The organism is Streptomyces sp. NPDC000151, from assembly GCF_040301705.1.
In the GTDB taxonomy this organism is placed as follows: Bacteria; Actinomycetota; Actinomycetes; order Streptomycetales; family Streptomycetaceae; genus Streptomyces.
Genome location: NZ_JBEPFC010000144.1, coordinates 1 through 18,536, shown reverse-complemented (window position 1 = coordinate 18,536; position 18,536 = coordinate 1). Strand labels below are relative to the sequence as shown.

17 protein-coding genes and 1 pseudogene are annotated in these 18,536 nt (G+C 72.5%); 7 read left to right on the top strand and 11 right to left on the bottom strand.

What is annotated here, in order from left to right:
* The 4 genes from ABT381_RS29220 to ABT381_RS29205 form a co-directional block, all read right to left on the bottom strand.
* Window positions 1-276 (bottom strand): 2-oxoglutarate dehydrogenase E1 subunit family protein (locus ABT381_RS29220; RefSeq protein ID WP_351599576.1); only part of this gene is annotated, 276 nt, incomplete at its 3' end.
* A gap of 261 nt (window positions 277-537) precedes the next feature.
* A complete protein-coding gene (locus tag ABT381_RS29215) occupies window positions 538-1,653 on the bottom strand; it encodes a HAMP domain-containing sensor histidine kinase (protein ID WP_351599575.1) in 1,116 nt (371 codons plus the stop codon).
* On the bottom strand, window positions 1,650-2,390 hold the full coding sequence (locus ABT381_RS29210) for a response regulator transcription factor (RefSeq protein WP_351599574.1): 741 nt from the start codon (window positions 2,388-2,390) through the stop codon (window positions 1,650-1,652). The genes ABT381_RS29215 and ABT381_RS29210 overlap by 4 nt, the downstream gene beginning before the upstream one ends.
* A 124-nt stretch (window positions 2,391-2,514) precedes the next feature.
* A complete protein-coding gene (locus ABT381_RS29205; protein ID WP_351599573.1) occupies window positions 2,515-3,210 on the bottom strand; it encodes a spermidine synthase family protein in 696 nt (231 codons plus the stop codon).
* A 198-nt stretch (window positions 3,211-3,408) separates the two neighbouring features.
* Here ABT381_RS29205 and lon point away from each other — a divergent pair, with 198 nt between their 5' ends.
* Window positions 3,409-5,829, top strand: a complete 2,421-nt coding sequence (lon, locus tag ABT381_RS29200) for an endopeptidase La (protein ID WP_351599572.1) — start codon at window positions 3,409-3,411, stop codon at window positions 5,827-5,829.
* A gap of 72 nt (window positions 5,830-5,901) precedes the next feature.
* Here lon and ABT381_RS29195 read toward each other — a convergent pair whose 3' ends face one another.
* The gene (locus tag ABT381_RS29195; RefSeq protein WP_351599571.1) at window positions 5,902-6,726 is read right to left on the bottom strand and encodes a lysozyme; all 825 of its coding nucleotides are present in this window, start codon (window positions 6,724-6,726) and stop codon (window positions 5,902-5,904) included.
* Window positions 6,727-6,847: 121 nt separating this feature from the next.
* The gene (locus ABT381_RS29190; RefSeq protein WP_351599570.1) at window positions 6,848-7,717 is read right to left on the bottom strand and encodes a lysozyme; all 870 of its coding nucleotides are present in this window, start codon (window positions 7,715-7,717) and stop codon (window positions 6,848-6,850) included.
* A gap of 211 nt (window positions 7,718-7,928) precedes the next feature.
* Between ABT381_RS29190 and ABT381_RS29185 the strand changes: the two genes are divergently transcribed.
* Window positions 7,929-8,492 carry a MarR family winged helix-turn-helix transcriptional regulator gene (locus ABT381_RS29185; protein ID WP_351599569.1) on the top strand — a complete coding sequence of 188 codons (564 nt, stop codon included), beginning with the start codon at window positions 7,929-7,931 and terminating at the stop codon, window positions 8,490-8,492.
* Between the two features lie 30 nt (window positions 8,493-8,522).
* Here ABT381_RS29185 and ABT381_RS29180 read toward each other — a convergent pair whose 3' ends face one another.
* Window positions 8,523-9,368 (bottom strand): hypothetical protein, encoded by an 846-nt coding sequence (locus ABT381_RS29180; protein ID WP_351599568.1) that lies wholly within the window; start codon window positions 9,366-9,368, stop codon window positions 8,523-8,525.
* A gap of 588 nt (window positions 9,369-9,956) precedes the next feature.
* On the opposite strand from ABT381_RS29180, the gene ABT381_RS29175 reads away from it, so the two are divergent.
* Genes ABT381_RS29175 through ABT381_RS29155 form a run of 5 tightly spaced genes read left to right on the top strand, consistent with a single transcriptional unit; the run spans window position 9,957 to window position 15,501 of the window.
* Complete coding sequence (locus ABT381_RS29175) at window positions 9,957-12,704, top strand: nitrate- and nitrite sensing domain-containing protein (RefSeq protein WP_351599567.1); 2,748 nt, start codon at window positions 9,957-9,959, stop codon at window positions 12,702-12,704.
* The gene (locus ABT381_RS29170; RefSeq protein WP_351599566.1) at window positions 12,701-13,189 is read left to right on the top strand and encodes a roadblock/LC7 domain-containing protein; all 489 of its coding nucleotides are present in this window, start codon (window positions 12,701-12,703) and stop codon (window positions 13,187-13,189) included. Before ABT381_RS29175 ends, ABT381_RS29170 begins: the two co-directional genes overlap by 4 nt.
* A complete protein-coding gene (locus tag ABT381_RS29165; protein WP_351599565.1) occupies window positions 13,186-13,587 on the top strand; it encodes a DUF742 domain-containing protein in 402 nt (133 codons plus the stop codon). The genes ABT381_RS29170 and ABT381_RS29165 overlap by 4 nt, the downstream gene beginning before the upstream one ends.
* Window positions 13,588-13,591: 4 nt before the next feature.
* Complete coding sequence (locus tag ABT381_RS29160) at window positions 13,592-14,206, top strand: GTP-binding protein (protein ID WP_351599564.1); 615 nt, start codon at window positions 13,592-13,594, stop codon at window positions 14,204-14,206.
* Between the two features lie 41 nt (window positions 14,207-14,247).
* On the top strand, window positions 14,248-15,501 hold the full coding sequence (locus ABT381_RS29155) for a styrene monooxygenase/indole monooxygenase family protein (protein ID WP_351599563.1): 1,254 nt from the start codon (window positions 14,248-14,250) through the stop codon (window positions 15,499-15,501).
* Window positions 15,502-15,586: 85 nt separating this feature from the next.
* Here the strand turns inward: ABT381_RS29155 and ABT381_RS29150 are convergent, their stop codons facing one another.
* From ABT381_RS29150 to ABT381_RS29135, 4 genes and pseudogenes are all read right to left on the bottom strand, one after another.
* The gene (locus ABT381_RS29150; protein WP_351599562.1) at window positions 15,587-16,750 is read right to left on the bottom strand and encodes a C40 family peptidase; all 1,164 of its coding nucleotides are present in this window, start codon (window positions 16,748-16,750) and stop codon (window positions 15,587-15,589) included.
* 169 nt (window positions 16,751-16,919) lie between these two features.
* Entirely contained in the window at window positions 16,920-17,186 is a 267-nt protein-coding gene (locus tag ABT381_RS29145) for a DUF8847 domain-containing protein (RefSeq protein WP_351599561.1), read from the bottom strand.
* Window positions 17,187-17,251: 65 nt separating this feature from the next.
* Window positions 17,252-17,992 (bottom strand): TetR/AcrR family transcriptional regulator, encoded by a 741-nt coding sequence (locus ABT381_RS29140; RefSeq protein ID WP_351599560.1) that lies wholly within the window; start codon window positions 17,990-17,992, stop codon window positions 17,252-17,254.
* Window positions 17,989-18,536, bottom strand: a pseudogene (locus ABT381_RS29135) (MerR family transcriptional regulator); the annotation flags it as partial. The gene ABT381_RS29140 and the pseudogene ABT381_RS29135, both read right to left, overlap by 4 nt.

The window sequence follows — 18,536 nt, the reverse complement described above, 5'->3', positions numbered from 1 at the left end:
GGCGGCCGCGGGCGCGGCGGCCGGCTTGGCCGGTGGCGTCGCGGGTGCGGCCGGCTTGGCCTCGTCGGCAGGGGTGCCCGACGTCACCGGAGCGCCCGGCTTGTAGTCGGCGAAGAAGTCCCACCAGGCTCGGTCTACCGAGTTCGGGTCCTGGAGGTACTGCTGGTAGATCTCATCGACGAGCCACTCGTTCGCACCGAATCCGGCAGCAGGGCTCTTGCCCTGCCCGTCTTGGTCGGTCGAGGCACTCGAAGTGTTGGGGGACTGTGGCGACACGGCGGCAACCGCCCTCTTCCGCTTCCTAAAGGTGGTGGACAGCGGGAATAAAGGCTACGCCTCTGTCGACCGATGCTGCAGTCCGGGAGGGGTACTCGTCGCGCACGTCACATTTGGCGGGGGGTTTCGGGGCGCGACTTGGCGGGAAACATGCGTGGTTCGCTCGCACCTGGGTAGGCGGCATCGCCATCGCACCCCAGGCGGGGACGCGGGGAACACTCCGAATGGGTGGTTCCACCACCGACCCTACGTCACCGGGCGTCAAGGACGGGGCTGACCGGTCCCCGGAAGGGTGACGCGGATACGGCAGCCACGCGGGGATTCGGCCACCCCGATGCGCCCGCCGTGCAGATCCACCGCCCAGCGCGCGATCGCCAGGCCCAGTCCCGTACCGCCGTCGGTGCCCGGCCCGGACGCACCGGGGCCGCCGCGGTTGAACCGCTCGAAGACCCGGTGCCGCTCGGACGCCGGGATGCCGGGCCCCTCGTCCTGCACCTCCAGTACCAGGCTGCCGGGGCCCTCGCCGCGGCGTGCCCGTACGGTCACGCGGCCGTGCGGCGGGGAGTGCTTGATGCCGTTGTCGATCAGGTTGGCGACGACCTGGTGCAGCCGCTCGGCGTCCGCGTGCGCGGTCAGCTCCGGGGGCGAGACGTCCAGGTGGAGGTGGACGTCCGTACGGCTGTGGTGGGTGGAGCCGACGGCCAGGGTGGAGGCGCTGCGGCTCATGTTGGCCTCCTTCAGCACCCCGGAGAGGTACGGCCAGACCTCGAAGCGGCGGGCGTGCAGCGGGATGACCCCGTTGTCCAGCCGGGAGAGGTCCAGCAGGTGCTCGACCAGGCGGCCGAGCCGCTCGGTCTGGCTCAGCGCGGTGCGCATCGTCTCCGGGTCCGCCTCGGAGACGCCGTCGACGACGTTCTCCAGTACGGCGCGGAGCGCGGCGATCGGCGTGCGCAGCTCGTGCGAGACGTTGGCGACCAGCTCCTTGCGGTGGGTGTCCACCGCTTCCAGGTCGGCGGCCATCGTGTTGAAGGCGTCGGCCAGCTCGCCGAACTCGTCCCGGCGGCTGCCCTGCACCCGCCGGGTGTAGTCACCGGCGGCCATCGCCCGGGTCACGTCCGTCATCTCGTCCAGCGGGGCCGTCAGCCCCTGCGCGACGAACTGGGTGATCAGCAGCGAGGCGATGATCGAGAAGACCGTGATGACCCGCAGCTCCGTCGCCGAGTGGAACGCGACGAGGACCAGCAGGGTCGTGATGATCACCGAAACGGTGACCAGCGCGCCGAGCGCCGCCTTGACCGAACGGTACGGATCGAGCGGACGCATCGCCTCCCAGGCCCGCTGCCAGAGCGCGCGCGCCAGGGGAAGGGGCGACTTCATGCCGGCGGGGTCTCCAGCGCGTACCCGACGCCGTGGACCGTGCGGATCCGCTCGGCGCCGATCTTCCGGCGCAGCGCCTTGATGTGGCTGTCGACCGTGCGGGTGCCGGAGGCGTCCGCCCAGTCCCAGACCTCGGCGAGCAGCTGCTCGCGGGAGAGCACGGCGCGCGGCGTGTTGGCGAGGCAGACCAGCAGGTCGAACTCGGTGGGCGTGAGGTGCACGTCGGCGCCGCGCACCCGGACCCGCCGCTGCGCGTGGTCGATCTCCAGCTCGCCCAGGCGCAGGATGCCGCTGCGCGGCGTGTGCGCGGCGAGCGCGGCCCGCTCGACGCGGCGCAGCAGGACGTGCACCCGCGCCGCCAGCTCGCGCATGGAGAACGGTTTGGTCATGTAGTCGTCGGCGCCGACGCCGAGGCCGACCAGCATGTCCGTCTCGTCGTCCCGCGCGGTGAGCATCATCACCGGGACCGGCCGCTGGGCCTGCACCCGGCGGCACACCTCCAGGCCGTCGAAGCCGGGCAGCATGACGTCGAGGACGAGCAGATCGGGCTGCCACGCCTCGGCGGTGTCCACGGCCGACGGGCCGTCGATCGCGGTCTGCACCTGGAAGCCCTCGGCGCGCAGCCGGGCCGCGATGGCGTCCACGATCGTCGGGTCGTCCTCGACGACGAGCACCCGCCGCTGGGCGCCGGGCGTGGCCGCCGCCGCGGCGCCGTGGGTGGTCTGAGTCTGGTCCATCGCCCGCCCCTGAATTTCCCCGTGCGTGGTCGCGTACTGACTTGCTGTACTGACGTGCTGACTGGGTGTACTGACTGGTCGCATACTGCTGGGCAGCAGCGTAAAGGCACGATGTGACCCGCGGCTACGCGCGTTTCCCCGCGAGGTGGACCACGTCGGGGACGCCTCGGACAACGGGGATCTCTTCGGTGCGAACCTCGCTGAACCCGGCATTCCGGAGCGCGTCCTCGAAAGCGGGCGAGGGCTGCGCCGACCAGACGGCCAGCACGCCGCCCGGTGTCAGCCGGTCCCGGCAGGCCGCGAGCCCGGCGGGGGAGTACAGGCCGCCGTTGTCCTCGGTGACGGTCCAGTCGGGGCCGTTGTCGATGTCCAGGCAGAGCGCGTCGTACGTCTCGGTGCCCGCGCCCTCCCGTACGTACGCCACCAGATCGGCCTGGACGATCTCCGTCCGGGGGTCGGCCAGCGCCGGGCCCGACACCGTCCCCAGCGGCCCCGCTCGGTGCCAGTCGATGACCGCGCCCTCGCGCTCGACGACCGCGATCCGGCCCCAGCGCGGCTCGGCGGCGGCGCGCGCCAGCGAGAAGCCGACGCCCAGCCCGCCGATCAGTACGGACGGCCGCGCGCGGCCGGCGGGCAGCGCCGCGAGCGCGGCGTCGACGAGCAGCCGCTCCGACCGCCCGTCGGAGGTGTCCATCAGGAAGCACCCGTTGGCGATGATCTCGAAGTGCGGGCCCCGCCGCCGCAGCACCACCTCTCCGTACGGTCCGTCCCGGCGCTCCAGCGTGACGGGCGTCTCGTCGGTGGCGAAGGGGGCTGACATGGGTGCGAGGCCTCCGGAGTCGGGGGATGCCGGACGGTCCCCCACCCTATGAGCCCGTAGGCCATGCGCGCCCGGCCGTTTCGGGCCTCCCGCCCGCCTCCGCGTCTGATCGCTCACAGCGAACAAAGCCCTGGGAACATCCACCGACTCCCGAGCATTGAGTGGGTACAGCTCAACTTGCCTGCCGAAGGGGAGATCATGGCTTCGACGTCCACACCGCTCACCCTGCCCGTGCTGCCCCTGGACGACGAGGTCGTCCTGCCGGGCATGGTGGTGCCACTGGACCTGTCCGACCCGGACGTACGCGCCGCGGTGGAGGCCGCGCAGGCCGCCGCCTCACCCGGTAACAAGCCACGGGTGCTGCTCGTTCCACGTATCGACGGCAATTACGCCGGCGTCGGCACGCTCGGCAAGGTCGAGCAGGTCGGCCGGCTGTCCGACGGCGACCCGGGCGCGCTGATCCGCGGCCTGGGCCGCGTGCAGATCGGCTCCGGGACGACCGGGCCCGGCGCGGCCCTCTGGGTGGAGGGCACCACGGTCGAGGAGACCGTCCCGACTGCGCCTGATGGAAAGACGGGCCTCCCCGGCGCGGTCACCGAGCTCGTCAAGGAGTACAAGGCGCTCGCCACGAGCTGGCTGCGCAAGCGCGGCGCCTGGCAGGTCGTGGACCGCGTCCAGCAGATCGAGGACGTCGGCCAGCTCGCCGACAACTCCGGATACAGCCCCTTCCTGACCACCGAGCAGAAGGTCCGGCTGCTGGAGACCACCGACCCGGTCGCCCGCCTGAAGGACGCCACCGAAGCGCTCCGCGAGCACCTCGCCGAGCAGGACGTCGCCGAGTCCATCGCCAAGGACGTCCAGGAGGGCGTCGACAAGCAGCAGCGCGAGTTCCTGCTGCGGCGCCAGCTGGAGGCGGTCCGCAAGGAGCTGTCCGAGCTGAACGGCGAAGCGGACGACGAGAGCGACGACTACCGCGCCCGCGTCGAGGCCGCCGACCTGCCCGAGGACGTCCGCAAGGCGGCCCTGAAGGAGGTCGACAAGCTGGAGCGGTCCAGCGACCAGAGCCCCGAGGGCTCCTGGATCCGCACCTGGCTGGACACCGTCCTGGAGCTGCCGTGGACGGAGCGCACCGAGGACGCGTACGACATCAAGGGCGCCCGCGCCGTCCTGGACGCGGACCACGCGGGCCTGGACGACGTGAAGGAGCGGATCACCGAGTACCTGGCGGTGCGCAAGCGCCGCGCGGACCGTGGCCTCGGCCTGGTCGGCGGCCGCCGCGGCGGTGCCGTACTGGCCCTGACCGGCCCGCCCGGCGTCGGCAAGACCTCCCTGGGGGAGTCCGTCGCGCGTGCCATGGGCCGCAAGTTCGTCCGGGTCGCGCTCGGCGGCGTCCGGGACGAGGCGGAGATCCGCGGCCACCGGCGCACGTACGTCGGCGCGCTGCCCGGCCGCATCGTCCGCGCCATCAAGGAGGCCGGTTCCATGAACCCGGTCGTCCTGCTGGACGAGATCGACAAGGTCGGCTCCGACTTCCGCGGCGACCCCGCCGCGGCCCTCCTCGAAGTGCTCGACCCGGCGCAGAACCACACCTTCCGCGACCACTACCTGGAGGTCGAGCTCGACCTCTCCGACGTGGTCTTCCTCGCCACGGCCAACGTCCTGGAGGCGATCCCGGAGCCGCTCCTGGACCGCATGGACCTGGTCCGCCTCGACGGCTACACCGAGGACGAGAAGGTCACCATCGCCCGCGACCACCTGCTCCCGCGCCAGCTGGAGAAGGCGGGCCTGGAGCCCGGCGAGGTCGTGATCGAGGACGCCGCGCTGCGCAAGCTGGCCGGCGAGTACACCCGCGAGGCGGGCGTGCGGAATCTGGAGCGGGCCATCGCCCGGCTGCTCCGCAAGGTCGCGGCCAAGCACGAACTGGGCGAACAGGACCTGCCCTTCACCGTGGGCGTGGACGAGCTCCGCCCGCTCATCGGGCGGCCGCACCACGTCCCGGAGTCCGCGCAGGACCCGGAGGAGCGGCGCACGGCGGTGCCCGGCGTGGTCACCGGCCTGGCCGTGACCGGCGCGGGCGGCGACGTCCTGTACGTCGAGGCGTCGCTCGCCGACGCGGAGACCGGCGGCTCGGGCCTCCAGCTCACCGGCCAGCTCGGCGACGTGATGAAGGAGTCGGCGCACATCGCGCTCTCCTTCCTCCGCTCGCACGGCGCGGAGCTGGAGCTGCCCGTCGGCGACCTCAAGGAGCGCGGCGTGCACCTGCACGTCCCGGCGGGCGCGGTCCCCAAGGACGGCCCCAGCGCGGGCATCACCATGACCACGGCCCTGGCCTCGCTCCTCAGCGGCCGTCAGGTCCGGCCCGACGTGGCGATGACCGGCGAGGTCTCCCTCACCGGCCGGGTGCTGCCCATCGGCGGCGTCAAGCAGAAGCTCCTCGCGGCGCACCGGGCGGGGATCACCACAGTGATCATCCCCAAGCGCAACGAGGCGGACCTGGACGACGTCCCGGCCGAGGTCCTGGAAAAGCTGGACGTCCACCCCGTGTCGGACGTCCGCCAGGTCCTGGACCTGGCCCTGACCCCGGCCGCGACCTCGGTGGAGGTCCCGGTCGCCGCGTAACCCCCGCGCCCGAGGCCCGGAACTCCCGCAGGGCGGGGGCTCCGGGCCTCCCGATGTCCCCAGGGGCGGCGGTCACCCCTCCGCGAGAGCGCGGAGCTGGGCCACCGAGCCGTTGAAGACGTTCTGGTCGCCGGGGAAGCGGCCGCGGTCGGCGTACTGCCAGATGGTGTGGGCCGGCCAGCCGGACGGGAGGGGCTGGGGGGAGGCGGCGTAGCGGGCGATCCACAGGGGGTGCTTGATGCCGAAGGACGCGTTGTCGCCGGTGCACAGGCGCCACCAGTTGGTGGCGGTGTAGATCATCGGGTAGCGGCCGGTCCGGGCGTGCACCGTGGCGCTGAAGTCCCGGATCCAGGCGGTCATGGCCGCCCGGCTCAGGCCGTAGCAGGCCGCGCCGTACGGGTTGTACTCGATGTCCAGCGCGGGCGGCAGCGTCCGGCCGTCCGCCTTCCAGCCGCCGCCGTTGTCGACGAAGTAGTTGGCCTGCGTGGCGCCGGACGAGGTGTTCGGCAGCGCGAAGTGGTAGGCGCCGCGGATCATGCCGACGTTGTACGCACCGCCGTACTGCTGGCCGAACTTGGGGCTGCGGTAGCCCGCGCCCTCGGTGGCCTTGACGATGGCGAAGCGGGCGCCGGCGCGCCAGGCCGCGGGCCAGTCGACGTTGCCCTGGTGGCTGCTGACGTCCATGCCGGCCACCCCGGCGAGCGGCTGCGGCGCCGGGCCGGACGCGGTGCCGCCCTCGTGGGCGCGGAGCGTACCGCCGGCGTGGTCGAGTCCGTAGTGGTGGGCGGTGTCGGCGGAGGAGGGGGTGGGGGATGCGGATGCGGCGGAGGCGGGCACGGCCACCGCGAGGGCCGTGCAGAGCGTGGAGAGCAGCGTGATGCACCGGCGTATGCGCATAGGGGGGAGCCTCTTTCGAAGACGCGCAAGGGGGAGGGGAGACAGGGCGCCGTGCCGCGAGGGCCTGCGGGAGGGGCCGGCGCAGGTCCTCACGGCACGTAGGGGGAGCCCTGTCGGCCTCTTACCCGTTCGCGAGCGCCTGGAGACGGTCGTACGCGCCGTTGAAGAGGTTGTGGTCGCCCACGGTCGGCCCGGTGGACGTGTACTGCCAGATGGTGTGGAAGCCCCAGCCGGCCGGGAGTTCACCGACGGAGGAGCCGTACCGCGGGACCCACAGCGGGTTGACGCTGCCGAAGCCCGCGTAGTTGCCGGTGCACTGCTTCCACCAGCTGGTGGAGGTGTAGATCACCGCGTCCCGTCCGGTGCGCGCCTTGTACGTGGCGAACCAGTCCTTCATCCAGTTCACCAGGGCGGTTGCGCTCATGCCGTAGCAGGTGGCGCCGTAGGGGTTGTACTCCATGTCGAGCGCGCCGGGCAGCGTCTTGCCGTCCTTCGACCAGCCGCCTCCGTGGTCCACGAAGTAATTGGCCTGGGCCGCGCCGCTGGAGGTGTTGGGCGTGGCGAAGTGGTAGGCGCCGCGAATCATGCCGACGTTGTAGGACCCGTTGTACTGCTGAGCGAAATACGGGTTGATGTAGCTGGTGGATTCGGTCGCCTTGACGTAGGCGAACTTCACTCCGCTGTTCCACAGCGTCGACCATGCGACGTTGCCCTGATGGCCGCTGACGTCCACGCCTTCCACGGACGCCTGGACGGACGGCGCGACGGGTGCCCCCGTGCCGCCTTCGTGCTTGGCGACCTGCGAGCCGGCCCAGTCCTGGCCGGGGTGGGTGGGCTCCGGCGCGTCCTTGCCGGGGGTGCCGGCGGGCCCGGCGGCGGTCGCGGTGCCGGCGGTGCCGCAGAGCAGGGCGAGCAGGGTGAGGAGGGTTGCGGCCACTGTGGCGGTGGGGCGCCGGAGGTGGCGGGCCGGGCCGGATCTGTGCACGCGCATACGTGACTCCGTAGATCTCGGTGGGACCTGGGAGGGAGAGGGCTGACTTGGTGTGGTCATGCCATAAATGACGATACGCGCGTAGACCAGAGGCGGAAAGGGGGACCAGGTGATTCCGTTGGTCTAATCCTGCGAAATACTGGCTCAGCTGCGGAATCGGCCGCCGCTGAAAATTTCTTCCATCGTCCGGAAAACGGGAAAGGGCGCTGACGTGCACAACACCGGAACCGACGGGGCGGCGGCGAAGCGGCCCGGCGGCATCGACGACCTCTTTCTGTCGTTGGAGCACGAGTTGGCGGTATTCCTGCGCCGGGCCCGCGCCTCCTCCGGCGAAATGGCCCGCGAGGTGCACCCCGACCTGGAGCCGTCGGCGTACGGCCTGCTGCTCCGGCTCGCGGAGGCCGGCGAGCAGCGCGCCACCGCACTGGCCTGTTACTTCGGCGTCGGCAAGGCGACCATCAGCCGTCAGCTGCGGGCCCTGGACGACCTGGGGCTGGTGGCCCGCGAGAAGGACCCCGCCGACGGGCGCGCCGTCCTGGTCCGGCTCACGGACGAGGGGCTGGCCCGTTTCACCCGCGTACGCAGTGCCCGGCGTGACCGGTACGCCCGCCGGCTCGCCGCCTGGGACCGCGGGGAGATCGCCGAACTGGCGCGCCTGCTGCATCGGTTGAACGATGAACAAGAGCAGGAGCAGGAGCAGGACGAGGTACGGGAAGGCGAGCAGGGCGAGGCGCGGGAAGGCGGGCAGGAGCCGCGGGAGGCGGGCGAGGGCTGACGCCCGGAGCGGGCCCGCCGCCGCCCCGTCTCACAGCTCCGCGTACACCACCGCGGCGTCGTCGTGCAGCTTGCCGCGCGGGAAGTCCAGCCCGTCCGCGTCGGCGTTCTCGGCCGCCCGTACCCGGTCGATGAGCGCCTGCGGCCCCTCCTTGCGCACCACGCCCAGGCAGTCGGCCCACGAGCCCTCGCGGAACACCTCGACCCAGCGCCCGGCCCCGTCGCTCAGCGCGGTCAGCGAGCGGACCCGGTCGCGCGGCACGGTGCCCGTGACCGCGCGCGCCGCCACCGAAGGGTCGGCGGCCGCGGTGTGGAAACCGCCCTCGGTGTTGCGCAGCGCCTCGACCGCGGTGACGTACTCCCGGGCCGCGGCAGCCCGTTCGGCGGACCCCTCCGGCAGCGCCCGTACCGCGGCGCGCAGCTCGCCGACCGCGGCCGGCAGCTGTTCGAGGCGCTGGTCCAGTACCGCCTCGACCGTGCCGTCCGGCGCTTCGATGAGCAGCGCCGAGTCCGACAGCACGAGGTACTCCACGGCGTGCGGGGACCAGCGCGCGGCGATGGCCGTTGCCTGCGGAGTCCTCCTGTGAGAAAGGTCACAGGTGTCGCGATGGGTCGCGGCGGTGCGCCCGATGGCTTCGGAGAGGGCCTCGGTGAGCGTCATGTCGCGGAGCGAACCGGACAGTTCGAGCATCGCGCCCCCGAGGCGCGCGGTGAACCACGGCACGTCGTGGCGGCACCCGAAGTCCTCCGGCGGCGGCGTCACGCCGTCGAGCAGGACGAGGACACCGCCCTGACCGGCCGCGGGCAGCGCTACTGATGCGTAGTCCTCATTGGGGCGTTGAGGGTCGCCGGGCTCGGTGGCCAGTTCGATGCGCATGTGGGCAAGCATGCCGGAGCGGCCGGTGAAGGCGGGGGAAGGCGGAGGAAGGGCGTCCGGAATGCGGGGAATCGGGGGCGCGGCGCGCGAACGGCGCCGATTCCGGCCTCCTGACGGGCCGAAAGGACGCTCCGCAAAATGCGGGCGGGCATCCTGCCAGGCCCCGGACCGTTCTCCAAACCCGCCCGCCGATGGCCTACTGTTGCGCCTCACAGCGGAAGTTGATGGTCAACTTCCGATTGATGTTCACTCATTCAGGTGGCCGGGCAGGCGTTGTCGGGCCACCGCGCGGCGCCGGTGAAATGGTCGTATTCCGGATCTTGGGTGGGGCCATTCCCTCATCGCGACGCGCACAGCCGGACTGTCTGCCCGGCGGGGGCGTGAGGTGCTGCGAATGCGCCACAGATCCGCCTTCCGGGGAGAACGGCCGGGTCCGCAAGGCCACACACGGCGTGGGCAGGCGAGACAGGATTGCGAGCAGCGGTGCGGAAGAAGCGGCTTCGGGGTGACGTGGTGGAGCCGGCAAAACCGGCCGGCCCGGCCAGGTCCGGTACGGACGGTGAGCGTGCGGGCGGACGTCCCGCGCGCGTGCGCAACAGGCTCATGGGAGCCGTGGCGGTGGTCGCCGTCGCTGTCATGGCGGTCGGCACGCCCGTCATCTCCTCGGCGATGCAGGACGTGGACGGCTCCCAGGAGCTGGTCGACCTCGGCGAGCTGAACGCCCGCGCGGTGACCCTCGCGCACTCCCTCGCCGACGAGCGCGACGCCATGACGGTGTATGTCGCGGGAGGCCGGACGACGCGCGGCGGCGCCGGCGTCTCGGAGGCCCAGCGGGCCCGCGTGGACCGGCAGATCGAGGACCTGCGCGCCGAGGCGGCCGAGAGCTCCGCCGAGACCGCGGCGTTCGGCGACGCCGGCAAGCTGCTCACGTCGCTGCCCAAGGTCCGCCAGCAGGCGCTGACCGGCACGGGCGGTGCCCTGGACACCTTCAAGTCCTACACTGCCACCATTCAGGCGCTGGACGCCATTTCGGGCGACATCGCCCGCCGGGTGCCGCCCCGCGCCAGCGCGGCCGGCTCCCGCGCCCAGGACCTGCCGCTCCTCGGCCGCGCCACCGAACAGGCGTCCGCCACCCGCGCGCTGCTGCTCGCCGGCCTGGCGAGCGAGGGCCGGCAGACCGACCTGTCCGCCGCCGCCCAGCAGTCGCACGTACGCGAACTGACCTCGCTCGCCGACTTCGCGCAGACAGCCGGCGACGACGCCCGGGACAGCTACGACCGCACGGTCAACGGCACCGACGTCGACACCGCCGAGCGCTATCTCGACAAGCTCACCGACCAGCCCCGGCTCTACCCCCTGGACCTGCAGCTCGACCGGAAGCGCATCCAGTCCACCACCGCCACCCGCATCGGCCTGATGCGCAGCGTGGAGTCCTCGCTGAGCACCGCCGACGTCAAGGCGATGGCGAAGCTCCGGGACGAGGACGTCACCTCGCTGGAGATCCGCATCGGGCTGGTCGGGCTCTGCCTGCTGCTCGCCGTCGGCATCAGCATCTGGGCAGCGCGCACGATGACCCAGCCGCTGTCCGCGCTGCGCCGCGGGGCCGCGCGGGTCGCCAAGGACCCGGCGGACGAGCCGGCCATCGAGTACAAGGGCCGCAACGACGAGTACGCGCAGACCGTGCGGTCCGTCAACGCGCTGCACGCGCAGGTCGCCGAGCTGGCGCGGACGGCCGCCGAGGCGGAGGGTGAGCGCGCCCGGATGGCGAGCGGCCGCAAGCGGCTGGCCGCCGAGCGCGACGTGCTCCTGGAGGAGCGCGCCGACCTCACCGAGCGGCTGGCCGCGCTGCGCTCCGGCGTCAACAACCGGTTCGTCAGCCTGGCGATGCGCACGGTCGGCCTCGTCGAGCGCCAGCTCGGCGTGATCGAGAGCCTGGAGGAGCGCGAGCAGGACCCCGAGCGCCTGGAGACGCTGTACAAGCTCGACCACTTCGCCGCCCGGGTGCGCCGGAACAGCGAGAACCTCCTCGTCCTCTCCGGCTCCGAGCACAGCAACCACAACGCCGTGCCGGTGCCGCTGCTGGACGTGCTGCGCGCCTCGATCAGCGAGATCGAGCGGTACGAGCGGGTGCGCATCCAGTCGCTGCCGCCGCACTCCCAGGTCGCCGGCTTCGCCGCCGACGACGTCAGCCACCTCGTCTCCGAGCTGCTGGACAACGCCACGGCGTTCTCGCCGCCGGACGCCCACGTGGAGCTCTCCGGCTGGCTGCTGGAGAGCGGCGAGCTGATGCTCTCGGTCCAGGACCAGGGCATAGGGATGACCGCCGAGCGGATGGCGGAGCTGAACCAGCGGCTGTCGGACCCGGAGACCGCGACGTCCTCGGAGACGGTCGACGAGGCGCTCGGCCTCGGCCTGTACGTCGTCGTACGGCTCGCCGCGCGGCACGGCGTCCGCGTCCAGCTGCGCGACCAGCAGCAGGGCGGCGTCACCGCCGTCGTCGTGCTGCCGAAGTCCATCCTGCCGACCCGTCCGGCGCCGGCCGCGGCCGCACAGCCGGGCACGGTGCAGGCCGGGCCGTCCCTTCCGGGCTCGGTCGCCGAGGCCAACTCCAACGCGCTGCCGCCTCGCGGCCAGCGCGTCCTGCCGCAGGCGCAGCAGCATCAGCCGCAGCAGCGGGCGGCGGCGCCGGGACCGGTCGGCGACCCGCTGACCGACCCGCTGCCGGACCGGGTGCCGGACCCGCTCACGGATCCCCTGCCGGGCTCCCTGACCGGCCCGCCGCCCGGCCCGCTCGCCGACCCGCTGATCGCGGCGGCGGAGCGGACGATCGACGCGGCGGGCATCGGGACGCCCCCGGCCGCCCAGACCCCGGGCGTGCCGAGCACGGCCGCGCCGAGCCCGGGCGTGCCGGACTTCTCCGGTGACCCCGACGGCGGCCCCGAGACGGGTGCCGTACCGGCCGGCCGGTCGCCGTACGTCGCGGACGACGCCCCGGTGGCGCCGGCCCCGGTCGACGGCGGCAGCGCCGAGCACAGCCGGGCCGAGGACGCCGAGGAGGAGCCGCCCGCCCGGCGGCTCACCGACATGGGGCTGCCCAAGCGCACGCCCCGGATCGTGGAGCAGCGGCAGCCGAGCGCGCCGCGGCAGGGCGGCGGGGTGAACGCCGAGGCGCTGCGGCGCCGACTGGGCGGCTTCCAGAAGGGCGCGCAGGAAGGCCGGCGGGACGTGGAGGCCGAGATCGCGGAGCGCACGGCCGAACAGACCATCCCACAAACGGACACCGACGGAGCGGGGGCCCCGGAAGAGAGTCACGTTGTCGAGGAGGCACGCGATTGAAGGCGCAAGCGCCCACTGCTTACGGACTGAGTCATCAGGCACGGAATCTGCAGTGGCTGTTGTCCAATCTGGTCGACGAGGTGCCGGGCATCCGTTCGGTGGCCGTCGTGTCGTCGGACGGACTGCTGCTGCTGGCTTCCGACCCGCAGCTGTCGGAAGGGACCGCTGAGGCCGCGGCACAACGCGGCCCGCGGGGTTCCAGCGCCGACCTGGCCACCATCGTGTCCGGCGTCGGCAGCCTCACCAACGGCGCGGCGAAGCTGATGGACGGCGGCACGGTCAAGCAGACGATGATCGCCATGGACGAGGGCAGTCTGTTCGTCAGTTACATCAGCGACGGTTCGCTGCTCGGCGTGCATGCCACCCCCGACTGCGACATGAGCGTCATCGCCTACCACATGGCGCTCTTCGTCGGCCGGGCCGGCCATGTCCTCACCCCCGAACTCCGCAGTGAACTGCGCAAGTCGATGGAGAGCGTCCAGTGAGTACCGCACCCAAACTCCCCACGCGAGGCGGGGATCGCAAACCCGCCCGCGTGCGGCCGTATTCGCTCACCGGCGGCCGCACCCGCTTCGGCCACGTCCTGCTCGTCGAGACGTTCGTGGCCGCGCTGGAGGCGCCGGAGGAGCGCCGCGAGCTGACCTCGGGCGGCTGGGCCGACCGGGTCATGCCCGAGATGCGCGCCATCGTCGAACTGTGCCGCCGGATGCGGTCCGTCGCGGAGATCTCCGCGCTGCTCAAAATGCCGCTGGGCGTCGTCCGCGTCCTGCTCAGCGACCTCGCCGACCAGGGAAAGATCCGCGTCTACGGCTCCGGGCACGGCACCGGCCAGCCCGACCGCGCGCTGCTTGAGAGGGTGCTGAGTGGACTTCGCAGGCTCTGAGACGATGACGGCGAGCGCCGGGACGCCTGCCGCCGACGAAGGGCTGCAGAGCTGGCAGACGGACCGTACGCAGGCCCCCATCGCCACCAAGATCGTGGTGGCGGGCGGGTTCGGCGTCGGCAAGACGACCTTCGTCGGGTCGGTCTCCGAGATCACGCCGCTGCAGACCGAAGCGGTGATGACGCAGGCCAGCGAGGACACCGACGACCTGACGGCCACCCCGGAGAAGACCACGACCACGGTCGCGATGGACTTCGGCCGCATCACGCTCGACCAGGACCTGGTCCTGTACCTCTTCGGTACGCCCGGGCAGCAGCGGTTCTGGTTCATGTGGGACGACCTGGTCCGGGGTGCCATCGGCGCGATAGTGATGGCGGACACCCGGCGTCTGGAGGACTGCTTCCCCGCTCTCGACTACTTCGAGAGCTGCGGTCTTCCGTACGTCGTCGCCGTCAATCACTTCGAGGGGACCGCCGAATACGCGGCCGAGGATGTGCGCGAGGCCCTTTCCGTACCACTTGACGTGCCCGTGGTGATCATGGACGCACGCAAGCGGATCACGGTCGTGGAGTCCTTGCTCACTGTCGTCGCGCATGCCCTGGAGATGACCCCCGAATAGGCCCGCTCCGCTCGCGGGCCCCAGCAGAGAAGAGCACCACCATGCGGAAGATACTCATCATCGGAGCCGGTCAGTCCGGTCTCCAGTTGGCCCTTGGACTGCAGTCCAAGGGCTATGAGGTCACCCTCATGTCCAACCGCACGGCCGACGAGATCCGTTCAGGGCGGGTCATGTCGACGCAGTGCATGTTCCACACCGCCCTCCAGTACGAGCGCGACCTCCAGCTCAACTTCTGGGAGAGCCAGGCGCCGCGCATCGAGGGCCTGGGCGTCTCCGTGGCGGCCCCGGGCAGCTTCGAGTCGCCCGAGGGCTCCCAGCGCGCCATCGACTGGGTCGGCAAGCTGGACGCCTACGCCCAGTCCGTCGACCAGCGCGTGAAGATGGCCGGCTGGATGGAGACCTTCGCGCAGCGCGGCGGCCAGCTCGTCATCCACGGCGCCGCCGTCTCCGACCTCGACTTCTTCGCCTCCCGCTACGACCTGACGCTGGTCTCGGCGGGCAAGGGCGAGCTGGTGTCCATGTTCGGCCGGGACGCCACGCGTTCCCCGTACGACACCCCCCAGCGCGCGCTGGCCGTCGCGTACGTGCACGGCATGGGCCCCCGCCCCGAGCACCCCGAGTTCGACGCGGTCCGCTGCAACCTCGTCCCCGGCGTCGGCGAGCTCTTCGTCATGCCGACCTACACCACCTCGGGACGCGCCGACATCCTCTTCTGGGAGGGCATCCCCGGCGGCCCGCTGGACGCCTTCCAGGGCGTGAAGGACCCCAACGAGCACCTGGCGCTGACGCTGGAGCTGCTGGAGAAGTTCCTGCCCTGGGAGTACGCGCGCTGCACCAACGTCGAGCTGACCGACGCCAACGGCACGCTGGCCGGCCGGTACGCGCCGACCGTGCGCAACCCCATCGGCAAGCTGCCCTCGGGCGGCCTGGTGCTCGGCGTCGGCGACGTCGTCGTGGCCAACGACCCGATCACCGGCCAGGGCTCGAACTCCGCCTCCAAGTGCGCCAAGGCGTACCTGGACTCGATCATCGAGAACGGTGACAAGCCGTTCGACGCGGACTGGATGCAGGCCACCTTCGACCGGTACTGGGCCACCGCCCAGCACGTCACCAAGTGGACGAACGCGATGCTGGCGCCGCCGCCGGAGCACGTGCTGAACTACATCGGCGCGGCCGGCCAGCTGCAGCCCGCGGCCGATCGTTTCGCCAATGGCTTCAACGACCCGTCCGACTTCGAGAACTTCTTCTACGACCCGGACAAGGCGGGCGCGTACCTCGCGTCGCTGACCGCCTGAGGCGCGCTCGCGCGGTACGGAAGCGGGGTGGCTCCCTCGGGGGGAGCCGCCCCGCCGACCCGTCCGGGCCGCCGACTTTGCCGGATCAGTTGCCGGGCGCCGACGTGTCGCCGTATCCCGTGTCGGAGCCGTCCGTGGCGCCGTCCGGCAGCTCGGGCGGGGTGTAGTCCTTCAGCCCTGCCGCGTCCTCGTCCGGGCGGACGGCGCCCAGCAGCGGGTTGGCGGCGATCGGGGAGATCTTCACCTTGGCGCCGGGGCGCGGGGCCTGCACGACCATGCCGTCCCCGATGTACATCGCCACATGCGTCGCGCCGGGGAAGTAGATCACCAGGTCGCCGGGGCGCAGCGTGCGCAGGCTGACGTGCGGCAGCTGCTTCCACTGCTCCTGGCTCGTCCGCGGGATCGGCTTCCCCGCATGGGCCCACGCCTGCGAGGTGAGTCCCGAGCAGTCGAAGGAGTCCGGGCCCTCGGCGCCCCACACATACGGCTTGCCGACCTGCGTCAGCGCGTACGCCATGGCCCGCTCGCCGCCCTTGGACGGGGCCTGCGGGCCGCCGAGCGCGCCGGAGCCGAGGAAGTCCCGCTGGGCGTCCTGCATGTCGGCCCGCTCCAGCCGGCTCAGCTCCGCCAGCTGCTCCGGCGAGAGCGAGGAGAGCATCGCCTCGACCTCCCGCAGCCGGCCCTCGACCTTCGCCTTCTGCTTCTTCCGCCGGTCGGCCAGGGACTTCTTCTTGTCCAGCGCCTGCTTCGCCTCGGTCGCCAGCTCGTCCGCCTTCTTGGCGCTGCCGGCGAGCCGGGTGACCGTGTCCGCCTGGTGGCCGGCCGCCTCCTTGAGCAGATGGCCGCGGTCCAGCGCCTGCTCGGGGTCCTTGGAGAGCAGGAACTGCACGTACGGCGAGAGGCCGCCGGGCCCGGAGCCCGTGTACTGCTCGCGGGCCAGCCGTCCGGCGTCCGCGCGCCCCTGCGCCAGGTCCGAGCGGGCGGCCCGCAGCCGTCCGTCGAGCTTCTTGGACAGCTTGGCCTGCGCCTTGAGGTCCTCCTCCGTGGCGTTGTACGCCTCGGTGGCCGTCTCCGTCTGCTGGTAGAGCTTCTGCAGCCGGGTCAGCAGCTCGCTCACGGGGATGTCGGGCGGCGCGGCGGGCCTTGCCGTCCCGGACACAGTCGCGTACACGGGCGCAGCGGGCAGCGCCACGGCGGCGGCGCCCAGCAGCGCCACCGTCCCCACCGACCGTCGGAACCGTCCCCGCACCGCGCCACCTCCGCTCTGGACCGACCATCCGACTGGTTCGGATGGTGCCACGGGCCACGCCTTCCCGCCGGGGGAGCGAGCGAACCGGGGGACGGGCATCACCCGATCGGCGGCCGTCGTGCAGGCCGTCGAGTACCGGAAAAACGCCCGGCGCGCGGCGGGAGTTCCCTCAACGCTGACGATTCCACGGCCACTTGGGCCGCCCCGTACCGGGCCGCGCTTCGGCGTCGTAGGCGTACACCCAGCCGCGCGGCAGCCCCAGCCGGCCGGCCGGGCCGGGCTCGCGCCGGTAGACGTGCACCGTCTCCGGCGCGCCGGCCTCCCCGGGGACGGGGATCTCGTACCGGGCGGGCGGCCGGCCGGTCGCGCCGACCAGGACCGGGAGCACCCGCCCGTCCATCGGGCCGCCGACGAAGGGCGTGTTCTCGCTTCTCACGTGCTCTCGCTTCTCACCCGGCCAGTGTCACATCAGGGTCCGCCATCAGGGGCCACAGACCGGGATCAGAGCAGGTGGGCGGCGTCCGACAGGGCCGGGGCGAGCCGCCGCGCGAGGGTGCCGACCGGCCCGTCGGCGGTCTCCGTGGCCAGCGCGGCGGCCGCGGCCCGCGCGGTCTCCTCGTCCGTCGCCGAGGTCGCGACGATCAGCGCGACGAAGTGGTCCACGAGCCAGTCGCGCAGCTCGTCCAGCGGCACCTGCTTCCCCTCGTCGACCCAGATCAGCGAGGCCGCCTCGACGGCGGTGATCCACGTACGCACCATCATCCGCAGCCGCGGGCCCGGCTCCGGCGCGCCCAGGTGCCGCAGGATCTGTTCCGCAGCAGTGCGCCGCACCTCGTCGACGATGGCGTTCGTGCGCACCGTCTCCACGACGCTGCCGCCCTGCAGCAGCGCGCTGAATCCGGTGTCGTGCTGGTCGACGAAGGCGAGGTAGCGGTCCAGCGCGCGGGCCAGCCGCAGCGTGAGCGGTCCCGTCTCCGCCTCGGCGAAGCAGCCTTCGAGATTGTCGGCGGCGCTGCGCAGGGCGGCCTCGTACAACTGCTGCTTGCCGCCGGGGAAGTAGCGGTAGACCAGCGGCCGGGAGACCTGGGCCGCGGTCGCCACGTCGTCCAACGACACGTCCTCCGGCGCCCGTTGCGCGAAGAGGCCGAGGGCCGCGGTCAGCAGCTGGGCGCGCCGTTCCGCCACGTTCAGCCGCCGGTACGCGGGGCGGGGTACTGCTGGTGCGGTGCCGCTGCCGTTCATGGACAGCAGCGTAACTGCCCCAAGGTCCGGGCCGCCTGGGTGTCCAGGGCGGCGCGGAACCAGTCGTGGGCGGCGCCGAGGGTGGGTTCAGGGCCGGACAGCTCGGCGTGCAGCCGCCAGTAGCGGTCGATGTACGGGTCGGCGGCGAGCTGGTGGCTGAGCCGGTGGCGGAAGGCGGGGGTGTCGCGCAGACCGCGGGCGCGGGCGTGGGCGGCGACGAAGCAGTCCAGCGCTTCGCCCTCGTGCGGTGACCGCCGCGCCCGCAGCGCCGGCGCGGCGAGCGCGGCGGCCTCGGTGAGGCCGTCGTACAGCACGGCCAGGTCGTAGCCGTTCTCCGGCCGGTGCTGCGCGGGCTGGCAGTAGTCGGCGCCGGGGTGGGGGATGCCGGCGACGAGGGCGTGCAGCCGGGCGAAGGCCAGTACGTGGGCGGGCGTCGGGTCCGCGGGCGGCTGCGGCACCGACGCGTCGACGATCGCGGAGGCCAGCCGGGCCGGGAGCCGCGCGGGCAGCCAGGAGCGCCAGAAGCGGGCCGGCGCCGCCGTGC